Origin of the sequence: Ornithinimicrobium flavum, from assembly GCF_004526345.1 — a bacterium.
GTDB lineage: Bacteria > Actinomycetota > Actinomycetes > Actinomycetales > Dermatophilaceae > Ornithinicoccus > Ornithinicoccus flavus.
Genome location: NZ_CP038213.1, coordinates 1366684 through 1391862 on the forward strand (window position 1 = coordinate 1366684; position 25179 = coordinate 1391862).

The following is a 25179-nucleotide window of genomic DNA, read 5'->3' on the forward strand; positions in this document are numbered from 1 at the left end:
GTCCGGGCCGACCTGCGACGATGCGGTATGCCGCCCGCCCTGGACCATCTCGTTCTCGTCGTCCCCGACCTTGACGCCGCCGTCACCGACCTCGAACGCCGCACCGGTGCGCGCGCCGTCGCCGGCGGGGCGCACCCGGGGCGCGGGACGCACAACGCGCTGCTCGGACTCCGTCAGGAGGGCAGCGCCCGGTCCTACCTCGAGATCCTGGCCCGGGACCCTGCCCAGCCGGACGTGGCCGAGCAGGACGTCCTGCTCGGGGCCGGGCCTACGTTGGCGACGGGCGTGTCGCGGCTCTTCGGCTGGGCGGTCCGCACCGAGCCGGCCGAGCTCGCGGCCACCCTGCAGGCGGGGCGGGAGGCAGGGGCGGACATGGGGGAGGAGATCGCGGCGTCCCGGCGCACCCCGGGCGGGCTCGAGCTCTCGTGGCGCCTGGCGGTGCCTCGACCGCTGGGGTTCGGCGGGGTGCAGCCCTTCCTGCTCGCGTGGGACGACGCCCATCCGACGGACGCCGACCTCCCGACCGTCGACCTGCTGTCGTTGGAGCTGCGTCACCCCGCGGCGGAGCGGGCCGGCGCAGTCCTGCGAGCACTGGGGGTCACCGTCCCCGTCCTGCCGGGCCCCGCGGCGAGCCTGACCGCGCGGCTGTCGACGCCCCGGGGGGAGGTCGTGCTGACCTGAGGGCCGGTCAGATCGGATCGGCGTGGGTCGAGTCAGCCTCGCCTGCGCTGGCCCTCGCGACCTGGGCCCAGGGCCTGGGGCACGGGCACGGTGGGCCTCAGTCGGAGCGCTCGTCCTCCTGGTCGTGGCCCTGTCGCCGGCTGGGGTGAGCGTCGTCGGCGTCGTCCTGGTCGATCCTCAGCAGGCGGGCGACGTCCTGAGGGTGCTCGGGAGGGCCGGGGACCCGCCGCCCGGTGCGGCCGTCCGTGTGGTCCAGGGTCAGCCAGGAGTCCGGACGGGACCAGTGCCCCGGGCGGGAGGCGAGGGCGGCGTAGAGCGCCTGACCCGCCAGGTCCCGCCGGTCGTCGAGGTCCTCGGGGTGCACGGTTGCGAGGTACTGACGGTAGTCGTGGACCCGGCTCCGGGTGACCTGCCCGAGCAGGGTCGTGAACGTCAGGTCGCGACGCTCGTTGATGGCCAGGCTCAGCTCGCGGAGGGTCTTCACCCGATGGGTCCGCTTGTCGAGGTCGGCGAGGTTCTGCTCGGTGGTCACCCCGCCGGGCAGCGCCCCGAAGGGGATCACGTGGTCGATCTCCAGCGAGCGGCCGGTGAGCCGGCTGAAGGGGGACCGGGAGTAGACGTCCGCCGCGTGCACCTGCCGGCGCATGTCGGCATCCGGCCGGTAGGCCGCTATCGTCCGCTCCACGCTCCGCCCGTCCGCCGGGTCGACGAGGATCCGGTGCAGGGTGGTGCCGGGAGTGCAGAAGAGCTCCCGGGCATGACCAGGACTGATGAAGGCAGGGTGCGATCCCACCATCTCGGCGACCAGGCCGCGCCCACGACGGTCCGCCTGGGGTGGTCCGCTTGGCCGTGGTGGGTCGGGTGGGTCGGGTGGGTCCGGTGGGTCGGGTGGGTCCGATGGGTCCGATAGGTCCGGTGGGTCCGATAGGTCGGGTGGCTCCGGTGGCTCCACGGGTTCCGCGGTGCCTGTCGGCGGGGTGACGCTGTCGGAGGGATCGGACCGGTGCGGGACATCCTCCGACAGGTCGCCGGCGCAGGTGGCGCAGATCGGGTGGCCGATGCCGAGGGCGTCCGCCGGGACGATGACCTGCATGGTGATGCGGGGGTGGCCGTTGACGACGGCCACCAGGTCGTCCAGCGTCTCCTCGCTCAGCTCGTCGAGCGCCACACCCTCGGGCAGGTCGATCGTGCCGTGCACGAGCGTGCCCAGCATCGAGTCGACGCTCAGCTGGGCCAACGTCGCCCCGTGCCCCTGCCCGCGGAGGGTGCGGGCGATCCCGTCGTGCCGGGCATGCGCCGCCAGCACCTGGTGGATGGGCCCGGTCAGGACGAGGGTCGCTGTGCCGTCGTCGTGGACACGGACCCTCGCCCTGCGCTCGCGGTAGGCGCGACGCCGCTTCTCCCGCTCGGCCAGGACGTCGGTGCCCTCGCAGGCCACGACCTCCCTCATCAGTGCCGCGTCGAAGTCAGCCTGCGGCCAGGGCTGACCGAGCGACAGCTCCCCGTCGGGGTCGAACCTCTCCGAGGCCGCCAGGGCGGGGTCGCTCCCGAAGAGCGCGTGGGTGACGAGCAGCTGCTGGTCCTCCGTCAACCCACGGCTGGTCGAGCTGGTGACCTCCCAGAAGCGGCGCACCTGCGGCCAGGCCGTCTCCCCGCGTCCGAGAGCGGACCGCACCGTCTCGCCCACCTCCGCCGGCGCCATGGCCAGGCCCACGAGCGTGGTCGCCTCGGCGATCCGCACCCCGAGGGCTGCCTGCGTCTCGGTGATCGCGCGTCGCTTGGTGTCGGCCTCCACGCGCCGGACCTGCCCGGGCGCGAGCGCGCTGATCGGGTCGTCCAGCTCCGCCAGCACCCCCTCCCGGCAGGTGACGACCAGGTCGGCGACGGCGGCGATCAGGTGGGCGTCCAGCTCGGCACGGCGCCGTGCCACGGAGGAGATGGCGTCCACGACCCGCGTCGCCCCCGCCCCCGGGGGACAGGTCAGACTCAGCACGGTGGGGGCCCTCGGCCTGGGGTGCAGGTCGACCGCCACGCGGCCCGGCGAGGACGCACGGTCCTCGCCGTCAGGTGCGGGGTGCCCCGCGCTCCGCGACCCGTGCTCCGGCACACCGGTCTGCCCCCTGATCCAGCCGGCCGCGAATGACTCCGCCACGCTGAGCGCCATACCCCTCACCCCCTTGCTCCGTCCTCCCCGTGACCATGATGTTAGCACATCTGTTCGACACGGGGTGGGTTGTGGATCGCGTGTCGTGGATCAGGTCCCCGTCACCCCGAGCCACCGCACGAGAGGTCTCAGCTGCTCCCAGTGCTCCCTGACCACCGGCAGGGACGAGGGGTCGTCACCACGTCACCGTCCTCGATCCACCGCGTCGCGGTGAGGGACCGGTGCCGCAGCAGGTCGATCCGGCGGTGGGACCGGGACATGCCACGGGGAGCCGTGGCGAGCCGGTCGCCCCCCACCTCCCATCCCTTCCGCCGCAGGGTGGCGGTGATCCGCTCCAGCTCGGGGCCGCTGCGCTCGTCGTCCACCGCCCGCCGGTATGACGCGAGTCGTCCGCCCGCCATCCGGTAGCACCCCGCACCGAGACGGAAACCGTCAGCGGACACCTCGGCATACCAGCCCGTCGCCTCGGCCACCGGGACGAAGACGCCCTGGTGCGTCTTGTAGGGGCTCTTGTCGCTCGCGAACCGGACGTCCCGGTGGGGTCGGAAGGCCTTGCCCGTCCCGAAGTCCGGCTCCAGGCCGTGGAGGAGCGACAGCATCGGCGCGCGCACGTGCTCCTGGTAGTCCTCCCTGCGTCGCTCCCAGAACTCCCGCGTGTTGTCCTGCTCGAGGTCGACGTAGAAGTCGACGGCAGCGTGGGGGATCCCGGCGAAGGTCACGGTCCCAGTATGAGGAGTGGGCCCCATGAGGCTGGTGAGGTCACGAAACGGCAACGTTCTGTCGTGTCGGGCAACACGACCCCCTGATCACCACGTCTACTGGGTGGCAGTGGCCACGACGAGGGGACCGACGACCATGAGACTGCAGCGCTTCGACCTCCGCGCCCGCGGCGCGCTGCCTGTCAGCATGCACCGGCGCACCTTCGTGCGGGGCGGTGTCGGCCTGGTCACCGGGGCGCTGCTCGGAGGGGCTTCCGACAACTACGACCTCTTCGCCGTCCCGGAGCCCGAGCCCGAGCCGGTGGAGCCCGAGCCGGTCGCGGAGCCGGCCCCCGAACCCCCGCCCGCCCCCGAGCCGGTCGAGCCGCCCCCGCCGACCGCCCTCAGCCGGGGGATGGGTGGGGAAGAGGTGTGGGCCCTGCAGGACGGGCTGAACGCCGCCGGCTACTGGTGCGGCGCTCCCGACGGCGGCTTCGGCCACCTCACCCAGCAGGCGGTCTACGCGCTGCAGAAGGTGCACGGGCTCTCCCGGGACGGGGTCGTGGGCCCCGCGACACGGGAGGCGCTGGCCACCGGGCACCGACCCGTTCCCGCCACCGGCGGGGACCACCTCGAGGTGCACGTCGGCCCGCAGCTGCTGCTGGTGGTCCGGGGCGGCGCCACCCAGCTGATCCTCAACACCTCGACGGGCAACGGTGAGCCCTACGAGTACGACGGTGAGGAGTACGTCGCCCGGACCCCGAGCGGCGACTTCGCCGTGTGGTTCACCGACGGCAGCGGCTGGCGGCACGGTGAGCTGGGCGAGATGTGGCGGCCGATGTTCTACTCCGGCAACTACGCCATCCACGGCTCGGACTCGATCCCCCCGTGGCCCGCCTCGCACGGGTGCGCCCGGGTCTCCACCGCGGCGATGGACATGATCTGGGCGCAGGGGCTCCTGCGGATCGGTGACCGCGTGCTGGTCGTCTGACCCACCGGCCGTCGGAGCCACCCACTACCCTCCACAGGCGTGGACGTCTTCCTCGACCCTCACCCGGGGTGGATCACCATCGGCGGGCCGGACCACCTCGTCTACGTGGCCGGGCTGATCACCGTCGCCGCGCTCCTGCTCACCTGCCGCCGCTGGGTCCGTGACCACGCCGGGCTGATCCGCCGGGTCCTGGTCGTCGTCCTCGTCGTCCAGCAGGTGACCCTCTACAGCTTCTACGCGGCCACCGGCTGGGACCACGCGGAGTCGTTGCCGCTGCACATCTCGCGTGTCTCGGCGCTCCTCGGCCTCGCCTACCTCCTCACCGTCCACCCCAAGGTGATGGACGTCCTCTTCTTCTTCGGGCTCTGGGCCTGGGCCAGCTTCGCCTACCCGCAGAACATCCAGCCGGTCGACAACATCCTGGGCTGGAGCTTCTTCACCAACCACGTCATCACCCTGCTCATGCCGGTCCTGGCGTGGATCACCACCGACTGGCGCCCCAGCCCGGCGGGGCTGCGTCGAGCCCTCGGGTGGTTCGCCGTCTACGTGGTCGTCGCGGTGGCCGCCAACGCGCTCACCGGCGGCAACTACTTCTACCAGCGCGAGAAGCCGCTGCTCCCCGGTCTCGGACAGCCGTGGTACCTCCTGCTCTCCGTCGCCGCCACGGCCGTCCTCTTCGTCCTCGGGTATGCGGTGGCCAGGCTCGTCGAGGTCGCGCGGCGCTAGCCGGGCCGGGCGGGGCAGGATGGGCGTATGACGTCAGCGCAGACTCCCCGTCCGGCGCCTCCGCGCGGTTCCGTCCTGGGCACCGAGGTCAGGCGGGTGGAGGATCCGGACCTGCTGCGCGGGCGGGGGAGGTTCGTCGACAACATCGACATCGGGGACGAGGACGTGCTCCACGCCGTCTTCGTGCGCAGCCCGGTCGCGCATGCGCAGATCCGGCGCACCGACACGACCGCGGCGGCGGCTGCGCCGGGTGTGGTGGCCGTCCTGACCGCCGAGCAGCTCGGTGAGGACTGGGTGCCCGCCTTCGCCCAGATCCACGACCGGGTCGGGCGGCCGCCGCTGGCCGTCGACCGGGTGCGCTTCGTGGGTGACCCGGTGGCGCTGGTCGTCGCCCGGACCCGCCGCGAGGCGGTCGACGCGGCCGAGCTGGTAGAGGTCGACTACGTCGAGCTGGACCCGGTGGTGGACATGGAGGAGGCGCTCGCGGACGACGCCCCCCTCCAGTTCCCCGAGCTCGGCAGCAACATCGCCCTCGCGGTGAAGGACCCGGAGGGCGACCTCGACCCGCTCGAGGGTGCTGCGCGGGTGGTGCGGCTGCGGATGGAGAACAACCGGATGGCGACCAGCCCGCTGGAGGGTCACGCGATCCTCGTGCGGCCTCGGCTGACGAGGAGGGGGACGACGGAGGGGGAGGCGAGCGACGAGGACGTCACCGGGCTGGACGTGTGGATCTCCAGTCAGCACCCCCACCTGGCCCGGTCGTTGCTGTGCCGCTGGACCGGGCTGCCCCGGGCGGCTGTGCGCGTGCGGGTGCCTCACGTCGGCGGTGCCTTCGGCGGCAAGGCCGGCATCGTCCCCGAGCACGGGGCGGTCGTGCGCGCCGCGCAGCGGCTCGGGCGACCCGTGCGCTGGTCGGAGACCCGCAGCGAGACGATGCTCTCGATGTCCAGCCGCGGTCAGGTGCAGTACGTCGAGCTCGGCCTGGACGAGCAGGCCCGCATCACCGGCATGCGAGCCCGGCTGGTGGGGGACTGCGGTGCCTACGCCGGGCACGGCGGGTCCTTCGCCTCCGGGTCGACCCGCACGATGTCGGAGGGCTCCTACCGCATCCCCCGGCTCCGCTACGACGCGGTCTCCGTCATGACCAACACCGCCCCGACCGGTGCCTTCCGCGGCGCCGGACGTCCCGAGGCCGCGGCGATGCTGGAGCGGCTGATGGACCACGCGGCGCGGGAGAGCGGCCTGCGGCCCGAGGAGTTCCGACGGCGCAACTTCCTCGCGCCGCAGGACTTCCCGCACACCACGAAGTTCGGGGCGCGCTACGACACCGGCGACTACGCCCGCGCCCTCGACGCGGCCCTGGAGGCGGTCGGGGCGGACGAGGTCCGGGCGGAGCAGGTCCGCCGGCGCGAGGCGGGGGCGCCCTGGCAGCTGGGGCTGGGGATCGCCAGCTACGTCGAGATCACCGGCTTCGGCGGCAAGGAGTTTGCCGGCATCCGGGTGGCCCCCGACGGTCGCCTCACGGTGATGGCCGGGACGTCCGCCCACGGGCAGGGCCACGCGACGGCCTTCTCCATGATCGTCGCCGACCAGCTCGGGCTGCCGATGGAGCAGATCGACTACGTGCAGTCCGACACCGACGTGGTGCGTTCCGGCGGCGGCACGGGCGGGGCCCGGTCCCTGCAGCTGGGGGGCTCGGCCGTGCACAACGCCGCGCTCGAGCTCCGGGAGCAGGCGATGGAGCTGGCCGCCGAGATGCTCGAGGTGGCGACCGCCGACGTCGAGCTGACGGACGGTGTCCTCGGCGTGCGCGGGGTCCCCGAGGGGGAGGGGACGAGCCTGACGTGGGCCCAGGTCGCGGCCCGGTCGCACGAGGACGGCGACGGGCTGTCGGTTTACCACGACTTCCAGCAGGACGGCTCCACCTTCCCCTTCGGGACGCACGCGAGCGTGGTCGAGGTGGACGTCGAGACCGGTCGGGTCCGGCTGCTCCGGCACGTGGCCGTCGACGACTGCGGCACGGTCGTCAACCCGCTGCTGGTGCGCGGCCAGCAGCAGGGTGGGGCGGCGCAGGGGATCAGCCAGGCGCTGTGGGAGGAGTTCCGCTACGACGAGGCGGGGCAGCCGATCACCTCGACCCTGGCCGACTACCTCCTGCCCGGCTCGGCCGACCTGGTGCCGCTGGAGACCCACCTGACGGTCACCGAGACCGACCGCAACCCGTTGGGCGCCAAGGGGATCGGCGAGGCGGCGACCGTCGGCTCCACCCCGGCCGTGCAGAACGCCGTGATCGACGCCGTCGCCCACCTCGGGGTGCGGCACATCGACATCCCGTGCACCCCCGAGCGGGTGTGGGCCGCGATCGAGCAGGCTCGCCGCGGCGAGCACGAGCCCTGGCGGGAGGCGCCGGCCGTCCTCGACCACCTCCCCGACATGGAGGAGAAGGACGACGTTGAGGTGTGAGGATGGCGCACCGGTGAGCGAGCTGCTCGACCTGCTCTCGGCCCAGCTGCTCTCCCGCGAGCTCGACCACGCCGCCCGGGAGCTGCAGCGCCGGGGGGAGGGCTTCTACACGATCGGGTCGGCGGGGCACGAGGCCAACGCCGCGGTGGCCATGGCGCTCCGGCCCACCGACCCGGCGCTCCTGCACTACCGCTCCGGGGGCTTCTACTGCGCCCGGGCCGCCCAGGTGGACGGTGTGGACCCCGTCGCGGACGTCCTGCACAGCCTGATGACCTCGGTCGACGACCCCATCTCCGGTGGTCGGCACAAGGTCTTCGGGTCCCGTGCGCTGGCGATCGTGCCGCAGACCTCGACCATCGCCTCCCACCTGCCCCGGGCCGTGGGGCTGGCCTTCGCCCTGGAGCGGGCCCGCAGGATCGGGGTGCGGACCGCATACCCGGGCGACGCCGTCGTCGTCACCAGCCTGGGGGACGCCTCCGTCAACCACTCCACGGCGCAGGGGGCCCTCAACGCCGCCGGGTGGTTGACCCACCAGCGGATCCCGCTGCCGCTGCTGGTGGCCGTCGAGGACAACGGTCTCGGCATCAGCGTGCGGACCCCGCCGGGCTGGCTCGCCGCGACCCTGGCCGGGCAGCCGGGACTCACCTACCTGACCGCCGACGGCGCGGACCCGGCGGCGTTGCTGGGCACCGCCTCCGAGGCGGCCGACCTGGTGCGCCGGCAGCGCCGGCCGGTCGTGCTGCACCTGCGCACCGTGCGTCTGATGGGGCACGCGGGCAGCGACGTCGAGATGGCCTACCGCACCGCGGCCGAGATCCAGGCCGACGAGGCGCGCGACCCGGTGGAGGCCACCGCCCGGGCGCTGCTGGCCACCGGCGCCCTCGACGCGGCCGCGCTCGCCGACCTACGGTCCCGGACCCGCGAGCGGGTGCGGGGGACCCTGGAGGAGCTGCTGCCTGCCCGGCGGCTGAGCACGGCCGCCGAGGTCATGCGGCCGCTGCTCGAGCACCGGCCGGACCGGGTGCGCGAGGAGGCCGTCGTCGCCGCCGACCCCGAGCGGCGCGCGGCCGTCTTCGCCGGTCAGCTGCCCGAGCACGCCGGGCCGCTCACCCTCGCCGAGTCGCTCACCGCAGCACTGACCGACCTCCTGGCGGTCCGTGCGGAGACCCTCGTGCTGGGGGAGGACGTGGCCGTCAAGGGCGGGGTCTACGGCGTGACGCGCGGGCTCCTCGCCCGCTTCGACGCGCGCCGGGTCCTCGACACGCTGCTGGACGAGCAGACGATCCTCGGCACCGCTCTCGGCGCCGCGCTCGCGGGGCTGCTGCCGGTCGCCGAGATCCAGTACCTCGCCTACCTCCACAACGCCGAGGACCAGCTGCGCGGGGAGGGGGCGACGCTCAGCTTCTTCTCCGACGGGCAGTACCGCAACGGGATGATCGTGCGGATCCCCGGCCTGGCCTACCAGCGAGGTTTCGGCGGTCACTTCCACAACGACAACTCCCTCGCCGTGCTGCGCGACGTGCCGGGTCTGGTCCTGGCGGTGCCCTCGTCGGCGGCCGAGGCCCCCGGGCTGGTGCGCGCGCTCGCCGGGCTGGCGCGTGCCGAGGGCCGGGTGTGCGTGCTCCTCGAGCCGATCGCGCTCTACCACCGGCGCGACGAGGACCTGACCGCCCCGTATGCCGCGCCGGCGGACTGGGACGGCCGGACGCCGGCGCTCGGGGAGTGCGCGCTGCACCGGGGCGGGGCCTCGGGTGGGACCACGGCCGGCCCGCACACCCTCGTCGTGACCTTCGGCAACGGGGTGTCGATGACCCGGGCGGCGCTGCGCCGGCCGGAGCTCGCCTCCCTGGCCGGTCGGGTGGACGTGCTGGACCTGCGCTGGATCGCCCCGCTGCCGGAGGCGGACCTCGTGCGGCACGCGGCGGCATACCCCAGGGTCGTCGTCGTCGACGAGACGCGCCGCAGCGGCGGGGTCTCCGAGGGGGTGGTCAGCGTGCTGGTGGACGCTGGGTACCCTGGGCGGATCAGCCGGGTGACCAGCGAGGACAGCGTGATCCCGCTCGGCCCGGGGGCGGCGGCGGTGCTCCTGTCGGAGGACCGGATCGCCGCGGCGCTCGAGGAGGAGCAACCAGCATGAACGACCTGCCCGACCACGCGGACGTCGTCGTCATCGGGGGCGGGGTCATCGGGCTGTCGACCGCCGACTGGCTGCTGGCGCAGGACGAGGACCTGTCCGTCCTGCTGCTCGACCGGGGGCCGTTGGGGGCCGGCTCGACGTGCAAGGCGGCCGGCGGGGTGCGGGAGCAGTTCAGCGACGCCGTCAACATCGCGCTGGCCCAGCGCTCGATGACGGTCTTCGAGGGGTTCGAGGAGCAGTTCGGCGTGGACATCGACCTGCACCAGGTCGGGTACCTCTTCCTCCTGGACGACCCCGACGACGTCGCCGACTTCGAGCGCGCCGTCGCCCTGCAGAACTCCCTCGGCGTCGCCTCCCGCATGGTGGAGCCCGCCGAGGCCCAGCGGCTCTCGCCGCTCATCAGCACCGACGGGCTGCTCGCGGCGGCGTGGAGCCCCCGCGACGGCCACTGCACCCCCGAGGCGGTGGTGCAGGGGTATGCCGCCTCGGCCCGCCGCCGGGGGGCGCGCCTGGTGAGCGGCTGCGCGGTGACCGGCGCCGAGGTCGAGGACGGGCAGATCCGGGCGGTGCTGACCGAGCGGGGGAGGGTCGTGACCGAGCGGGTGGTGTGTGCCGCGGGGGCCTGGTCGGGTCAGGTGGCGGCGTGGTTCGGCGTCGACCTACCCGTCGAGCCGCTGCGCCGGCAGATCCTCACCACCGGGCCGGTGCCGGGGCGACGGGACGACACCCCGATGACGATCGACTTCTCGAGCTCGTTCTACTTCCACAACGAGGGGGAGGGGCTGCTCGTGGGAATGTCGGACCGGGAGGAGACCCCGGGCTTCCGGCTCGCCCGCGACGACCGCTGGCTGACCGGGCTGTCCGCCGCGGTGCAGCGGCGGGCCCCGGCGCTGGCCGATGTCGAGGTCCGGTCCGGCTGGGCGGGGCTCTACGAGATGACGCCGGACCACAACGGCCTGATCGGCGTGGCGGCCGGGGTACCCGGTCTGGCCTACGCCACCGGGTTCTCCGGGCACGGCTTCCTGCTCGGACCGGCCGTCGGCGAGGTGGTGGCCGCCCTCGTCCGCGGCGAGCAGCCCCCGGTGGACGTCTCGGCCCTCGACGTCTCCCGCTTCGACACCGACGCCCCGCCCCCCGTGCGCGAGAAGCACATCGTCTGAGCAACCACACGAGGCGGCCGGTCGCTCGGGGGGCAACCACAGGAGGCGGCCGGTCGCTCGGGGGGCAACCACAGGAGGCGGCCGGTCGCTCGGGGGGCAACCACAGGAGGCGGCCGGTGGAGGGAGAGGTGCCACCGGGCGCCTCGGGTGGTTGCTCTGGGGGCCACCGGGCGCGTCGTAGGGTTGCCCGCATGAGCCCCTCCCTGCCCTCCGCCGAGTCCCTCCGTGAGCGCGCCGAGCAGGCGGCCCGGGCGTGCGGTGTCGACCTGGCCGGCCACACCGGGGAGCACCAGGGTCGGTCGCCGGTCAACGGTGCGGTCGTCTCCGAGCTGGCGTGGGCCAGCCCGCCGGACGTGCGCGAGGCGGTCGCGGCGGCGCAGGAGGCCTTCCTCGGCTGGCGGGCCGTGCCGGCGCCCGTGCGGGGAGCGCTCGTGCGTCGCTGGGCCGAGCTGCTCACATCGCACAAGGCGGACCTCGCGACGCTCGTCAGCATCGAGGCGGGCAAGGTCACCTCCGAGGCGCTGGGGGAGGTGCAGGAGATGATCGACATCTGCGAGTTCGCGGTGGGCCTGTCCCGTCAGCTGTACGGCCGCACCATGGCCTCGGAGCGACCGGGGCACCGGCTCATGGAGACCTGGCACCCGCTGGGCGTCGTCGGCGTCATCTCGGCCTTCAACTTCCCCGTCGCCGTCTGGTCCTGGAACACCGCCGTCGCCCTCGTCTGCGGGGACCCCGTCGTGTGGAAGCCCTCCGAGCGCACCCCCCTGTGCGCCCTGGCCGCCGACGCCCTGCTGCAGCGGGCGATCGCCGAGACCGACCACCCCGCGGCGCTCTCCCAGGTCCTCCTCGGAGGCCCGGACGTGGGGGAGGCCCTCGTCGCCGACCGCGTCGTGGCGCTGCTCAGCGCGACCGGCTCGACCCGGATGGGACGCACCGTCGGCCCCGTCGTCGCCGAGCGCTTCGGCCGCAGCCTGCTCGAGCTCGGCGGCAACAACGCCGCGGTCGTGACGCCCAGCGCAGACCTCGACCTCACCACCCGCGGCATCGTCTTCTCCGCGGCCGGGACGGCCGGGCAGCGGTGCACGACGATGCGCCGCGTCATCGCCCACACCTCGGTGGTCGACGAGGTCACCGAGCGGGTCGCGGCGGCATACCGCAGCCTGCCCGTCGGCGACCCGATGTCCGACGGGACCCTGGTTGGCCCGCTGCTGGACCGCCGCTCCTACGACGCCTTCCGGGCGGCGATCGAGGCCGCCGTCGCCGCGGGCGGGGAGCTCGTCGCCGGAGGTGAGCGAGAGCTGGCTGACGACGCCGAGGACGCCTTCTACGTGCGGCCGGCCGTCCTGCGGATGCCCGGGCAGAGCGAGGTCGTCCACACCGAGACCTTCGCCCCGATCCTCTACGTCCTGGCCTACGAGGAGCTGGCCGAGGCGATCGCGATGAACAACGCTGTGCCCCAAGGGCTCTCGTCCAGCATCTTCACCCAGGACCAGGCCGAGGCGGAGGTCTTCTGCTCGGCCGAGGGCTCGGACTGCGGGATCGTCAACGTCAACATCGGTACCTCAGGCGCCGAGATCGGCGGGGCCTTCGGCGGCGAGAAGGAGACCGGCGGCGGGCGCGAGTCCGGCTCGGACGCCTGGCGGGCCTACATGCGCCGGGCGACCAACACGGTGAACTTCTCCGGCGAGCTGCCGCTGGCGCAGGGCGTGACCTTCGACATCTGAGGGCCCGCCCTGGCTACGGTGGACCCATGGACCGCTCCTCGGACCCCTCGCCCTTCGCCTGGATCTTCGGTGGTGCCCTCGCTCTCGTGGGGGTGGGAGCGGCCCTGTCCGCCCGCCGCCGGCAACGGGAGGCCCGCCGCGAGCAGGTGTGGGCCCCTCCTGCGCGCGCGCCGCGGCCGCGGGAGACCGCCGAGGTGGACGACGTCCTGGGCGCGCACCCGAGCTGAGCCGTGGCTGCCGTGCCGCGTCGCTACGTGGGGGTCGTGGGGCCGGGTGCCGCGGCGCCGCAGCTGGTCGAGCAGGCGGTCGAGGTCGGACGGCTGCTCGCGCAGCACGATCTCGTCGTGGTCACGGGAGGGCTCGGCGGGGTGATGGCCGGGGCCGCGGCGGGGGCGGCGGAGGTCGGGGGCGTCAGCCTGGGTCTGCTGCCGGGGGACGACCGGTCGTCGGCGAACCCTCACCTCACGCTCACCGTCCCGACCGGTCTGGGGGAGATGCGCAACGCCCTGCTGGTGCGCAGCTGCGACGCCCTCGTCGCGGTCGGGAGCAGCTGGGGCACGCTGAGCGAGGTCGCGCTGGCCGCGCGCACGGGGGTCCCGGTCGTGCTCCTGGGTGGCCTCCAGCTCTTCGACGAGGTGCCGGGGGAGGAGCCGGGGGTGCGGCCGCCGGTGCGCGCGGCCTCGCCGCAGGAGGCGGTGGCGCACGTGCTGCGGTTGCTCGGGAGGGCCGACGAGGGTGTCGACGGGTTGCCCGACGGGATGGTGCTCGGGGTCGACCGGCAGGCCGGCGCCTGGGTCGGGGCGCTGCTGCCGACGAGCGGCGTCGGCACCATCGAGCTGGTCAGCGCGCCCGACCTGGCCACCCTGGTCGACCGGGCCTCCTCGCGGGAGACGGTGCGCCTGGTCGCGGTCGACATCCCGGTCGGCCTGCCCGACACGGGGGTACGGCAGGCGGACGTGCTGGTCCGGCGGCGACTGGGTGCCCGCGGGAGCTCGGTCTTCCCGACCCCCGTCCGCGACGCGCTCGCCGCCGGGACGTATGCGGAGGCGCGGGCCGTGAGCCTGGCCCGGACCGGTGGCCGCAGCCTGGCGGCGCAGAGCTACGCCCTGCGGGCCGCGATCCTCGACGTGGACGGCTACCTGCAGGGTGGGGAGGCCGAGGCCGCCGCCCGACCGCCCGTCGTGGAGGTGCACCCCGAGCTGTGCTTCGCGGTCATGGCGGGGGCGCCGCTGGCCACGCGGAAGAAGACCCCGGAGGGGGTCGCGGACCGGGTCGGCCTGCTCACCGCCCAGGGGATCCGGCTGCCCGCGGGCGTGGATCTGGGGCGGGCCGGCGTGGACGACGTCCTGGACGCCGCAGCCGCCGCCTGGAGCGCCGCGCGCGTCCTGCGCGGGCGGGCCGAGCGGATCCCGGCCGTGCCCGAGCGCTTCTCGGACGGGCTCGACGCGGCGATGTGGGTCTGAGCCGGCTCGCGACGGTCGTGCGACCATGAGGCGCATGCGAGCCGTGGTGTGGGAAGGTCCGGACGTCCCGATGCAGGTCGAGGAGATCCCCGATCCCCGTCCGGGGCCGGGGGAGGTGCTCGTCCGGGTCGCCGCCACGGGCGTGTGCCACACCGACCTGCACGTGATGAAGGGTGAGGTCGCCTTCCCGGGGCCGGGCGTCCTGGGGCACGAGATCTCCGGCCACGTCGAGGCCCTGGGGGAGGGCGTGGACGGCTTCGCGGTGGGGGACCGGGTGGTGGGGGCGTTCATCATGCCCTGCGGGACGTGCTCGCAGTGCCGGGACGGGCGCGACGACATGTGCGAGACCTTCTTCGCCGAGAACCGGCTCAGGGGCAACCTCTTCGACGGCACCTCGCGCCTGACCCGGGCCGACGGCTCGCGCCTGTCGATGTACTCCATGGCCGGGCTGGCCGAGCTCGCCGTCGTCCCGGTCACGGCGCTCGCCGCGCTCCCGGAGTCGCTGCCGCTGGAGGAGTCGGCCGTCCTGGGGTGCGCCGCCTTCACCGCCTACGGCGCGCTCGCCCGGGCCCAGCACGACATCCGCGGCCGGGCCGTGGCCGTGGTCGCGGTCGGCGGCGTCGGCTCGGCGATCGTGCAGCTCGCCCGGCACCTGGGGGCCTCGCCGGTCATCGCCGTCGACGTCGACGACGACAAGCTCGCGGCCGTGCGTGACCTGGGCGCCGACGTCGTCGTCAACTCCCGCACCACCGACGCCCGCGAGGCGGTGCTCGAGGCCACCGGGGGCGCGGGGGCCGAGCTGGTCCTCGAGGTGCTGGGCCGCCCGGAGACGGTGGAGCTGGGCTTCTCGCTGCTCCGGGAGGGTGGCCAGCTCGTCGTCGTCGGCATCGCCGCCGGGGCGGCGACGGCCGCGATCCCGATCACGCCGATGGTCCGCCGGGGTATGACGATCACCGGCAGCTTCGGCGCCCGGACCCGCCGCGACCTCCCCGAGGTGGTGCGGCTGGCGGCCGAGGGGGCGTTCGACGTGCGCCGCACGGTGACCCGCCGGTTCGCCCTGGACGAGGCACCGCAGGCCTACGACCTGCTCGACGCCGGGCGGATCCAGGGCCGGGCCGTCGTGGTCATGGACCGCCCGAACCCCTAGAACCCCGCCGAGGCCTCGTCGAGCTCCGCGACGTCCTGGGGCGAGAGCCTCAACGCGGGCGCCGCCAGGATGGCGTCCAGCTGTTCGGGCCGGGACACCGAGGCGATCGGTGCGGTGACCCCCTTGGCCAGCAGCCAGGCCAGCGCCACCGTCGCCGGTTCGGCACCGTGGCGCTCCCCGACCTGCACCAGGGCGTCGACGACCGCGAGGCCGCCGGCCTCGGCATACCTGCGGGCGGCGGAGCCGCGGGCCGCGCCCTCGAAGTCCGCCTCGGTGCGGTACTTGCCCGTGAGGAACCCGGACGCCAGCGCCGGGTAGGAGAAGACCGCCGCCCCGAACTCCGCGGCGATCGGGGCGTAGTCGCGCTCGTAGACCTCGCGGGAGACCAGGGTGTAACGGGGCTGGATCGCCTGCGGCACAGCCAGACCCCGCTCCCGGGCGGTCCCGAACCACTCCCGCATCCGCTCCGGCGAGAAGTTGGAGAGCCCGACGGCCCGGACCTTCCCGGACGCCACGAGCGAGGAGAAGGTGGCGACCTGCTCGGCGACCGGGACGTCCTCGTCGTCGTAGTGCGCGTAGTAGAGGTCGATCCGGTCGGTGCCCAGCCGCTCGAGGGACTCGTCGAGCGCCGCGACGACGTTGTCGTGCGCTAGCCCCTCCCGACCCGGCTTCCGACAGACCTTGGTGGCGACCACCACGTCGTCGCGGTTGTCCCGCTCGCGCATCCAGTCGCCGATCAGCCGCTCGGACTCGCCCCCCTCGTGCCCGTCGACCCAGCAGGAGTAGGCGTCGGCCGTATCGACGAAGCTGCCGCCGCCCTCGAGAAACCGGTCGAGGACGGCGTAGGTCGCGTCCCGGTCGGCCGTCCAGCCGAAGGGGTTGCCGCCCAGGTTGATCGGCAGGAAGGGGCGGTCGGAGGGTAGGAAGGCGGGGAGATGCATGCCCCGACGCTAACCCGGTGAGGGGGGTTGACAGCGCAGCCGCGCCACCCCCAGACTGTTGTGAGAGCGCTCTCACAACTCTCGTCGAGCGCCTCGAGACAAAGGAGTCGGTATGCCGCGCACATCCCCCACCTTCCCCCTGCTGGCCTCCGCGGCCGCCGCGAGCCTGCTGCTCAGCGCCTGCGGCGGCGATGCCGAGGCCGAGCCCGGTGAGGGAGCCTCCGGGTCCGCCGGCGGGGACGGCGAGCAGGTCTCCCTGACCGTCGCCACCTTCAACGAGTTCGGCTACGAGGAGCTGCTCAGCGAGTACGAGGACGCCAATCCTGGCGTTACCGTCGAGCATGTCAAGGCCGACACCGCGGACAACGCCCGCGCCGCCCTGCGCAACAGCCTGGGCGCCAACTCCGGTGCCGCCGACATCGAGGCCATCGAGGTGGACTGGTCACCGAGTTCCGGCAGTACCCCGACAAGTTCGCGGACCTGGCCGATCCCGAGGTCGAGGGTCGGTGGCTGGACTGGAAGACCGAGGCGGTCACGCTCGAGGACGGCAAGCTCATCGGCTACGGCACCGACATCGGTCCGGAGGCGGTCTGCTACCGCGCCGACCTGTTCGAGGAGGCCGGGCTGCCGACCGACCGTGAGGAGGTCGCCGAGCTGCTCGGGGACACCTGGGAGGACTACTTCGCCGTCGGCAGGGAGTTCGTCGCCGCCTCCGACGCCGCGTGGTACGACTCCGCCGGGGCGCTGTGGCAGGGCATGATCAACCAGGTCGAGCGTGCCTACGAGGACGAGGACGGCGAGATCATCGCCACGACCAACCCGGAGGTCCGCGCCCTCTACGACCAGGTCCTGCAGGCCTCCGTGGACGACGAGCTGTCCGCCGGCCTGGGCCAGTGGAGCAGCGACTGGAGCTCCTCCTTCCAGGAGGACGAGTTCGCCACCATGCTGTGCCCGGGCTGGATGCTGGGCGTCATCGAGGGCAACGCCGAGGGTGTCGAGGGCTGGGACGTCGCCAACGTCTTCCCCGGCGGCGGCGGCAACTGGGGCGGTTCCTACCTCACCGTCCCCGCGCAGGGTGACAACATCGAGGAGGCCAAGAAGCTGGCCGCCTGGCTCACCGCCCCGGAGCAGCAGGTCAAGGCCTTCGCCGCCAAGGGCACCTTCCCCAGCCAGGTCGAGGCGCTGGAGTCCGAGACCCTGCTGAGCTCGACCAACGCCTTCTTCAACGACGCCCCTACCGGGCAGATCTTCGTCGAGCGGGCCGAGGCCGTGACGATGCAGCCGCAGAAGGGTCCGAAGTACTTCGACATCAACACCGCCATGGCCGACGCCATCACCCGCGTCGACGTCGACGGCACCGACGACCCCGAGAGCAGCTGGGCGAAGTTCGTCGCAGCCGTGGAGGCGCTGGGCTGACGTGGGAGCCGCCACCACGGCCCCTCCGGCCACCACCGCAGGGCCGCTCCCGGTCCCGCCCCCGCCCCGGCGGGGGCGGGGGCGAGGGCGGCTGGCCCGGCTGGACGTCACCGTCTCGCCCTACCTCTATATCGCGCCCTTCTTCCTGCTCTTCCTCGTCACCGGCCTCTTCCCCCTGGTCTACACCGGCTGGGTCGCGCTGCACGACTGGGACCTCATCATGGGCAAGGGCGAGTTCGTGGGTATGGCGAACTACCTCGACGTGCTCACCGGACGGGGTTTCTGGCGCGCGCTGGCCAACACCGTCAGCATCTTCGTGCTGTCCTCGGTGCCGCAGATCGCGGCCGCCCTGCTCATCGCGACCCTGCTGGACCGCAACCTGCGGGCGAGGACCTTCTGGCGCATGGGCGTCCTGCTGCCCTACGTCGTCGCGCCCGTGGCCGTCGCCCTCATCTTCAACAACCTCTTCGCCGACCGCTTCGGCCTGGTCAACCTTCTCCTGGAGACCGCCGGTATGGAGCCCGTCCGCTGGCACTCCGACCGGCTGGCCAGCCACATCGCCATCGCCACCATGGTCAACTTCCGCTGGACCGGCTACAACGCGCTGATCCTGCTGGCCGCGATGCAGGCCATCCCGCGCGACCTCTACGAGCAGGCGGCCATCGACGGGGCCAACGCCTGGCGGCAGTTCTGGTCGGTGACCGTGCCGATGCTGCGGCCCACGTTGATCTTCGTCGTCATCACCTCCACCATCGGCGGGCTGCAGATCTTCGACGAGCCGAAGATGTACGACCAGTTCGGCCGCGGAGGTGCGGACCAGCAGTGGCAGACGCTGACGATCTACCTCTACGAGCTGGGCTGGACCCGGGCCGACTTCGGTGCGGCCTCGGCGGTGGCGGTGCTGCTCTTCGGCATCATCGTCGCCTTCGGCCTGGTCAACTTCCTGCTCACCCGACGGATCGCGCACGAGGACGGAGGACGTCGATGAGGCGCCCCGGATGGATCGTCTACGGCCTGCTCGCCGCCGTCGTGCTGGGCAGCATGTTCCCGCTGTGGTGGTCGGTCGTCGTGGCCAGCCACGACTCGACGGTGCTGGCGCGCGACCGCTTCCCCCTGCTGCCCGGCGGCAACTTCTTCCGCAACGCGGCCACCGTGCTGGACACGGTGCCCTTCTGGAGGGCGACGCTGAACTCGATCATCGTCTCCACGACGGTCTCCGCCTCGGTGGTCTTCTTCTCGACCCTGGCCGGCTACGCGTTCGCCAAGCTGCGCTTCCGCGGGTCGGGTCCCCTGCTCGTCTTCGTCATCGCGACGATGGCGGTGCCGACCCAGCTCGGAGTCGTCCCGCTCTACCAGGTCATGGCCCGGCTGGGCTGGACCGGTGAGCTCACCGCGGTCATCGTGCCGGGGCTGGTCACCGCCTTCGGGGTGTTCTGGATGACCAGTACCCTCGCGCAGGCGGTGCCCGGGGAGCTCATCGAGGCCGCCCGGGTCGACGGCGCCAGCATGTTCCGCACCTTCTGGCACGTCGGCCTCCCGGCCGCCCGGCCGGCCGCCTCGATGCTCTTCCTGTTCACCTTCGTGGCCACCTGGACCAACTTCTTCTGGCCCTTCATCGTGCTGGGCCCGTCCAACCCGACCCTGCCGGTGGCGCTGCAGCAGCTGCAGGCCGCCCACTTCGTGGACTACTCCCTGGTCCTGGCCGGCGCCGTGCTGGCCACGATCCCCCTTCTCGTGCTGTTCGTCGCCGCCGGTCGCCAGCTGGTGTCCGGCATCATGCAAGGAGCCGTCAAGCAATGACCCCCGACCTGACCTTCCCCGAGGACTTCCTCTGGGGGGCGGCCACCGCCTCCTACCAGATCGAGGGTGCCGGCGACGCCGACGGGCGCTCCGAGAGCATCTGGGACACCTACGCCCGCACCCCCGGGATGGTCCTGCTTGGCCACGACGGGTCCGTGGCGTGCGACCACTACCACCGGTACCCCGAGGACGTGGCGCTCATGCGCGACCTCAACCTCTCGGCATACCGCTTCTCGCTGGCCTGGCCGCGCGTGATGCCGGACGGGCGCACGCTCAACCCGAAGGGTCTGGACTTCTACTCCCGCCTCGTGGACGAGCTGCTCGGGGCCGGCATCACCCCGTGGCTCACCCTCTACCACTGGGACCTGCCCCAGGTGCTGGAGGACGCCGGGGGCTGGCCGGAGCGCGACACGACGCTGCGGCTGCTCGACTACGCCGGCGTCGTGCACGACGCGCTGGGGGACCGGGTGCGGCACTGGACGACGCTCAACGAGCCCTGGTGCTCGGCGTTCCTCGGGTATGCCGCGGGCCGGCACGCCCCCGGGCGCACCGAGCCGGTGGCGGGCCTGAGGGCCGCGCACCACCTTCTGCTCGGCCACGGCCTGGTGGTGGAGGAGCTGCGTCGGCGCGATCCCTCGCTGCAGCTGGGGCTGACGCTCAACTTCACCGACACCCAGCCGCTGGACCCGACCTCCGGCCGGGACCTCGACGCCGCCCGCCGGCTCGACGGGCTCGCCAACCGGTTCTTCGTCGAGCCGGTCATGCTCGGCGCCTACCCCGGCGACGTGCTCGAGGACCTGGGCGACCTGTGGCCGCAGGACCTGGTGCGCGACGGCGACCTGGCGACGATCTCGACCCCGATCGACGTCCTGGGCGTCAACTACTACGCCAGCCAGACCGTCACCGCCGGCTGCGAGCCGGAGCGGGCGCCGGTGGCGGCCGCCCAGGCCCGACGCTACGACGACCCCTCCCCGGCGATCGGGTCCGAGCACGTGGCGGTGGTCCGCCGCGGGGTCCCGGTCTCCGACATGGGGTGGGAGATCGCGCCGACCGGGCTGAGCGACCTGCTGCTGCGCCTGCACAAGGACTACACCGGTGCCGCCGGTGTCCGGCTCTACGTGACGGAGAACGGCATGGCCGACGACGACCTGCCGGACGCCGACGGTTTCGTCGAGGACCCGGCTCGGGTGGCCTACCTCGACGGGCACCTCCGCGCGGTCCACGACTCGATGGAAAGGGGTGCCGACGTCGGCGGCTACTTCGTCTGGTCGCTGCTGGACAACTACGAGTGGGCCTGGGGTTACACCAAGCGTTTCGGCATCGTCCGGGTGGACTACGACACCCAGCGGCGCACGCCCAAGGCCAGCGCCCGGTGGTACGCCGACGTGGCAGGATCGGGGGCGATCCGGAGCGTCCCGGCCCCGGTCAGTCCCGAGTGAGGAGCCCCGTGAGCGCGCGCAGGTCGCCGACCCTGGAGGACGTCGCCGCTCACGCGGGGGTGTCGCGGGCGACGGCCTCGCGGGTGGTCAACGACGACCCGCGGGTCCGGGACCACGCCCGGGCGGCCGTGGCGGCGGCCATCGCCGAGCTGGGCTACCGGCCGAACCGGGCGGCTCGCTCGCTGGTCGTCCGCGAGCCGGACTCGGTGTCGGTGCTCATCCACGAGCCGGACGCGCGCATCTTCGCCGACCCGTTCTTCGGCGGGCTGCTGCGGGGCGTGGGGCAGCGGCTGTCGCGGACCTCGTTGCAGATGGTGCTGCTCATGGGCGACCCGGAGACCGACTCGTCCCGGATGGTGCGCTACCTGCGCGGCGGGCACACCGACGGTGTCATCGTCGTCAGCGCGCACCGCTCCGAGGAGCTCATCCGGGCCCTGCTCGAGACGCGGCTGCCGACGGTGTTCGTCGGCCGTCCCCTCGCCGACCCCGACACCTTTCCCTACGTCGATGTCGACAACCGGGAGGGCGGACGGCTCGCCACCCGCCGGCTGGTGGAGCGGGGCTGCCGGCGGATCGCCACCATCAGCGGGCCGGGCGACATGGCGGCCGGCGTCGACCGGCTCGAAGGCTGGGGCGAGGTGGTGCGGGACGCGGGGCTGGACACCGACCTGGTCGTCCCCGGGGACTTCACGGCGAGCGGCGGGGCCGCGGCCATGAGGCGGCTCCTGGAGGCCGCACCCGACCTGGACGGCGTCTTCGCGGCGTCCGACCTCATGGCGGCGGCCGCGATGTCCGAGCTGCACGCGACGGGCCGCCGGGTGCCCGACGACGTGGCGCTCGTCGGTTTCGACGCCTCCGCCGCGGCCGGGATGACGCACCCGCCGCTGACGACGGTCTCCAACCCCGTGTCGGAGATGGCGGTCCGGGCCACCGACCTGCTGCTGCGCCGGATGGAGGGCGAGCAGGTGGAGCCGGAGATCCTGCCGACCCGGCTGGTCCCCGGTGGCACCGCCTGAGGGCGGTCAGCCGTGCCGGCGGGCGAAGGCGTCGAGGATCTCCCGGCTGACCCGGCCCCGGTCGGAGACGGCATACCCCTGCTCCCGCGCCCAGGCCCGCACCTGGGCCGGTGACGGGGAAGCGGCGGCCGGCAGCGGGCTGGCCTCGAGCCGGGTATGCCGCTCCTCACCGGCGTGCACGACGGCGGCGGCCAGGAAACGGTAGGTCCACTCCTGGGCCAGGGCCCGGGTCTCGCAGAAGACGATGGGCACGGTGGGGAAGCGGGCCTGGCTCTCGCCGAGGGCGTCCGCGACAACCGCGGGCCGCACGCGGTCGAGCTTGAAGACCGCGGAGTAGCGGTCCTCGACCACGACTGCGGCCGCGGGCAGGGCCGCCAGGTCGGCCAGCAGGTAGCGCATCCGACCGCTGGTGAGGGTGGACACGAGGTCCTGCAGGGACTTGCGCTCGACGGCCGCGACGATCTCCTGGCCGACGCTGACGCCGTAGTCACCGGCCCGCAGCGCCCGCCGCACCGTCGTGGCCTGCTGATGGTCGAAGGTCCAGGCGTAGCGCTCGTGGCTGTCCACGACGATCTCCAGCTCCGGCAGGCCGGAGGCCCGGGCGCTCGGCAGCGCCACCGCGGGCCGGGCCTGCTTCGCGGTGCGGGCGGTCTGCCAGAAGATCGCCTCCCGGCCGCCGCGGACGCGGGTGAGGACGAACTGCGAGCGGTTCTCCCGGCCGCGGTCGAGCACGAGGTCGATCGAGGCGCCCCGGCGCACGCAGGATCGGGTGGGGACGACCTCGACCACCTCGGGGTCCAGCGGCCAGCCGACCGCACGGTGGCAGTAGACCTTGCCGGTGCGCGGCCAGGTCTCCTTGGCCTTGAGCACGATCCCATCCTCCCCGAGGGGGATCCGCAGAAGGTAGGGCAGCGTGGTGCCCTCCTCCGGGTTGCGGGCGATGACGAAGTCGTCGGGCACGGCCGTGGCTCAGCCGCTCAGCAGGCTGCGGAGGAAGCACGAACGGGTCATGCCCCCCACGGTAGGTCAGTACCGCTCGCGCGGAGGGAGACGGATCTCCTCCCGGAAGCCGTTCTCCGTCAGCGTGCGGTCGTAGGTGTCACCGTCGCCCTCGGGGACGATGGTGGTGTCCCAGCTCAGCCCCACGTTCTGGCGCTCGATGAGGGGCTGGCCGTTCTCGTCCCGCAGCCAGTCGCCGGTGGCCGGGTCCGCCCAGTGCCCGAAGGTGTCGCCCTGGGTCCGCAGCTGGTTGATGTGGCCGAGCTCGTGGAAGAGGATGACGACCGGGGGCGTGTGGGTGTGCCCGCGGGGGTCGGTGGTGTGGGCGATCCCCATCCGGAAGTCCGGGTTGATCATGACCTCACCCTCGGGGGTCGCGTAGCCGTTCGGCTCGCTCATCTCGATGAAGGTCACCTTCTCCTTGCCCCAGCCGAAGAGGCCGCCCGACTCCTCGTAGTTGCGGATCTGCGCCTCGATCATCGCCTGCCCGGCCTCGCTGGAGGCCAGCATCTGCAGGTCGGCGAGCATCCGCTCCTTGAACGCCTCGGAGCCGTCGACCTCGAACTCCAGCCACTGCGTGTAGTACTCCTCCGACGGGATCTCGACGACGATCGTGGTGCCGGTCCCCACCGTCGTGTCGCCCTCCTCGATCGTGAGCTTGTTGTCACCCAGACCGCCGTCGACGGTGTCCGTGCCGGAGCCGGCATACATCGTGTCGTCGCCGAGACCGCCGAACATCCTGTCGTCCCCGAACCCGCCCGACACCGTGTCGTCGCCGGCGCCGGCCAGCATCAGGTCGTCGTCGCGTCCTCCCTCGAGGTAGTCGTGTCCCTCGCCGCCGGAGATGGTGTCCGAGCCGCCCATGCCGTAGAGGATGTCGTTGCCCAGGCCCCCGAAGACCCGGTCGGCACCCCCGCCGCTGTCGACGTAGTCGTGCCCGGCCCCGCCGTCGACGAAGTCGTGCCCGCCGCCGGTCTCGACCGTGTCGTCGCCCGAGCCGCCGAAGGCCTCGATCCTCCCGGTGGCGTCCTGGGCCTCGACCCGGTCGGTGCCCGCCCCCGTGAGACGCACGTCCACGCGGACGCCCGGTCCGACCCGGATCGTGTCCGACCCGCCACCGGTGTTGATCACGACGTCCTGCCCGGCGGGGATGCGGATCGTCTCGATCAGGCACTGCGTGTCGGTGTTGTAGGTGAACGTCAGGATCGTCTCGCCGGTGCTCGGGTCGACGGTGACGTCGACACTGGTCGGGTTCGTGCCCGTGGTGACGGTCGTGGTGTCCCCGAGGGTCGTCTGCATCGGGGCGAAGCCGTTGCCGGCCGGCACGTCCCACAGCGGCCGACCGTTCGCGGGAGCGTGCCAGGTCTGCGAGAGCGTGTGCGCCGCCGACGCCACCCCGTCGAACGCCCTCCTGTGCCCCCTGATCTCCTCCCGGGCCGCCTCGAGGAGCTGACGAGCACGGTTGAACTCGCGGGCGATCTGCGGCCGCTCCTCGTCGTCCGGGAACTCGAAGGTCACCGTGCCACCACCGCGCGACACCAAGGTCATGCCGGAGATCGCGCGGGCGTAGGAGGTGTCGAGATCGGTCCGCAGCCCGGTGATGATGTCGTGGATGGCACCGAGCGACGTCCTGACCTGGGTCGCCATCTCCCTGAGCTCGTCCAGCCCCGCGGACACCGTCGGTGCGTAGGCGTGGTATCCCTCGGCGTACGTGCCCTCCCAGGCGCCAGCCACCCGCTCGCGCACGGAGGTCGTCGTGGACGAGGCGGAGGCGGCGCTGCTGATCAGGGACCGCCAGCCGTCCTCCGCCGTGGCCAGCCACGAGGGGTCGTCGTCCAGGTCCCAGACGTCGGGGCGTCGGATGATCGTCATCGTGGTGCCTCCCTCAGACGGCGGTGTGCCGGTGGCGTCCGCCACCGCCTCCGCCTCCGGTGCTGTTCATCGCCGAGTCGATGTCGCGCGAGCCGCGCTGCAGGTGGTAGCCGTCGTCGGCGATGGTCGCCTGCAGGTTGGCGGCCGCCCGGATCATCGCGTCCACCGCCTGGCTGTAGGCCGTCTCCACGCCGGTCCCCATGGCGGCGCGGGTCGCGACGTTGCTCGGCATGCTCTGGTGCTGAGCCATCGAGGTGCGGCCTGCGTCCATCGTCATCGAGGCCGTCATCAGCTGGTTGCCGCAGTCGTTGAGAGTTGCCGGGTCGCCTCCGACCATGTGCC

Annotated in this window: 20 protein-coding genes and 1 pseudogene; 15 read left to right on the forward strand and 6 right to left on the reverse strand. The window is 73.2% G+C overall.

Annotated features, from left to right (window positions below):
* Positions 1-27 precede the first annotated feature (27 nt).
* Complete coding sequence (locus E3Z34_RS06350) at positions 28-681, forward strand: VOC family protein (RefSeq protein ID WP_134772930.1); 654 nt, start codon at positions 28-30, stop codon at positions 679-681.
* Positions 682-778: 97 nt separating this feature from the next.
* On the opposite strand, the gene E3Z34_RS17635 is transcribed toward E3Z34_RS06350, so the two are convergent.
* Positions 779-2845, reverse strand: coding sequence for a hypothetical protein (locus E3Z34_RS17635; protein WP_158288617.1), 2067 nt, complete (start codon positions 2843-2845; stop codon positions 779-781).
* Positions 2846-2973: 128 nt separating this feature from the next.
* Positions 2974-3564: a DUF2461 domain-containing protein gene (locus E3Z34_RS06360; protein ID WP_238695384.1), complete on the reverse strand. Its 591-nt coding sequence runs from the start codon at positions 3562-3564 to the stop codon at positions 2974-2976.
* A gap of 136 nt (positions 3565-3700) precedes the next feature.
* Between E3Z34_RS06360 and E3Z34_RS06365 the strand changes: the two genes are divergently transcribed.
* The 9 genes from E3Z34_RS06365 to E3Z34_RS06405 all read left to right on the forward strand — a co-directional run bounded on the left by E3Z34_RS06365 (position 3701) and on the right by E3Z34_RS06405 (position 15354).
* Positions 3701-4534 carry a L,D-transpeptidase family protein gene (locus tag E3Z34_RS06365; RefSeq protein WP_238695385.1) on the forward strand — a complete coding sequence of 278 codons (834 nt, stop codon included), beginning with the start codon at positions 3701-3703 and terminating at the stop codon, positions 4532-4534.
* A gap of 39 nt (positions 4535-4573) precedes the next feature.
* Positions 4574-5260 carry a TMEM164-related integral membrane acyltransferase gene (locus tag E3Z34_RS06370; RefSeq protein ID WP_134772932.1) on the forward strand — a complete coding sequence of 229 codons (687 nt, stop codon included), beginning with the start codon at positions 4574-4576 and terminating at the stop codon, positions 5258-5260.
* A 27-nt stretch (positions 5261-5287) separates the two neighbouring features.
* Positions 5288-7723 carry a xanthine dehydrogenase family protein molybdopterin-binding subunit gene (locus tag E3Z34_RS06375; RefSeq protein ID WP_134772933.1) on the forward strand — a complete coding sequence of 812 codons (2436 nt, stop codon included), beginning with the start codon at positions 5288-5290 and terminating at the stop codon, positions 7721-7723.
* A gap of 13 nt (positions 7724-7736) precedes the next feature.
* On the forward strand, positions 7737-9860 hold the full coding sequence (locus tag E3Z34_RS06380) for a thiamine pyrophosphate-dependent enzyme (RefSeq protein ID WP_238695386.1): 2124 nt from the start codon (positions 7737-7739) through the stop codon (positions 9858-9860).
* Positions 9857-11020 (forward strand): NAD(P)/FAD-dependent oxidoreductase, encoded by a 1164-nt coding sequence (locus tag E3Z34_RS06385; protein ID WP_202977036.1) that lies wholly within the window; start codon positions 9857-9859, stop codon positions 11018-11020. The genes E3Z34_RS06380 and E3Z34_RS06385 overlap by 4 nt, the downstream gene beginning before the upstream one ends.
* Positions 11021-11211: 191 nt before the next feature.
* Positions 11212-12744, forward strand: a complete 1533-nt coding sequence (amaB, locus tag E3Z34_RS06390; RefSeq protein WP_134772935.1) for an L-piperidine-6-carboxylate dehydrogenase — start codon at positions 11212-11214, stop codon at positions 12742-12744.
* 26 nt (positions 12745-12770) lie between these two features.
* Positions 12771-12971: an MYXO-CTERM sorting domain-containing protein gene (locus tag E3Z34_RS06395; RefSeq protein WP_134772936.1), complete on the forward strand. Its 201-nt coding sequence runs from the start codon at positions 12771-12773 to the stop codon at positions 12969-12971.
* 3 nt (positions 12972-12974) lie between these two features.
* Positions 12975-14207 (forward strand): DUF429 domain-containing protein, encoded by a 1233-nt coding sequence (locus E3Z34_RS06400; RefSeq protein ID WP_134772937.1) that lies wholly within the window; start codon positions 12975-12977, stop codon positions 14205-14207.
* Positions 14208-14241: 34 nt separating this feature from the next.
* Complete coding sequence (locus E3Z34_RS06405; RefSeq protein ID WP_134774787.1) at positions 14242-15354, forward strand: zinc-binding dehydrogenase; 1113 nt, start codon at positions 14242-14244, stop codon at positions 15352-15354.
* On the opposite strand, the gene E3Z34_RS06410 is transcribed toward E3Z34_RS06405, so the two are convergent.
* A complete protein-coding gene (locus E3Z34_RS06410; RefSeq protein ID WP_134772938.1) occupies positions 15351-16295 on the reverse strand; it encodes an aldo/keto reductase in 945 nt (314 codons plus the stop codon). The two genes, E3Z34_RS06405 and E3Z34_RS06410, sit on opposite strands and share 4 nt — an antisense overlap.
* 112 nt (positions 16296-16407) lie before the next feature.
* Between E3Z34_RS06410 and E3Z34_RS06415 the strand changes: the two are divergent.
* The 5 genes and pseudogenes from E3Z34_RS06415 (at position 16408) to E3Z34_RS06435 (ending at position 21966) form a co-directional block, all read left to right on the forward strand.
* Positions 16408-17711: pseudogene (locus E3Z34_RS06415) on the forward strand (ABC transporter substrate-binding protein).
* 1 nt (position 17712) lies between these two features.
* The gene (locus E3Z34_RS06420; protein WP_134772939.1) at positions 17713-18699 is read left to right on the forward strand and encodes a carbohydrate ABC transporter permease; all 987 of its coding nucleotides are present in this window, start codon (positions 17713-17715) and stop codon (positions 18697-18699) included.
* On the forward strand, positions 18696-19511 hold the full coding sequence (locus E3Z34_RS06425; RefSeq protein ID WP_134772940.1) for a carbohydrate ABC transporter permease: 816 nt from the start codon (positions 18696-18698) through the stop codon (positions 19509-19511). Before E3Z34_RS06420 ends, E3Z34_RS06425 begins: the two co-directional genes overlap by 4 nt.
* Entirely contained in the window at positions 19508-20950 is a 1443-nt protein-coding gene (locus tag E3Z34_RS06430) for a GH1 family beta-glucosidase (RefSeq protein ID WP_134772941.1), read from the forward strand. Before E3Z34_RS06425 ends, E3Z34_RS06430 begins: the two co-directional genes overlap by 4 nt.
* Before the next feature lie 8 nt (positions 20951-20958).
* A complete protein-coding gene (locus E3Z34_RS06435; protein WP_238695387.1) occupies positions 20959-21966 on the forward strand; it encodes a LacI family DNA-binding transcriptional regulator in 1008 nt (335 codons plus the stop codon).
* 6 nt (positions 21967-21972) lie between these two features.
* Here the strand turns inward: E3Z34_RS06435 and E3Z34_RS06440 are convergent, their stop codons facing one another.
* The 3 genes from E3Z34_RS06440 to E3Z34_RS06450 all read right to left on the reverse strand — a co-directional run bounded on the left by E3Z34_RS06440 (position 21973) and on the right by E3Z34_RS06450 (position 25174).
* The gene (locus tag E3Z34_RS06440) at positions 21973-22926 is read right to left on the reverse strand and encodes an Lsr2 family DNA-binding protein (RefSeq protein ID WP_134772943.1); all 954 of its coding nucleotides are present in this window, start codon (positions 22924-22926) and stop codon (positions 21973-21975) included.
* Between the two features lie 66 nt (positions 22927-22992).
* Positions 22993-24837: a M91 family zinc metallopeptidase gene (locus E3Z34_RS06445; protein ID WP_134772944.1), complete on the reverse strand. Its 1845-nt coding sequence runs from the start codon at positions 24835-24837 to the stop codon at positions 22993-22995.
* Positions 24838-24850: 13 nt separating this feature from the next.
* Positions 24851-25174, reverse strand: a complete 324-nt coding sequence (locus E3Z34_RS06450; RefSeq protein WP_134772945.1) for a hypothetical protein — start codon at positions 25172-25174, stop codon at positions 24851-24853.
* Between the last annotated feature and the right edge of the window lie 5 nt (positions 25175-25179).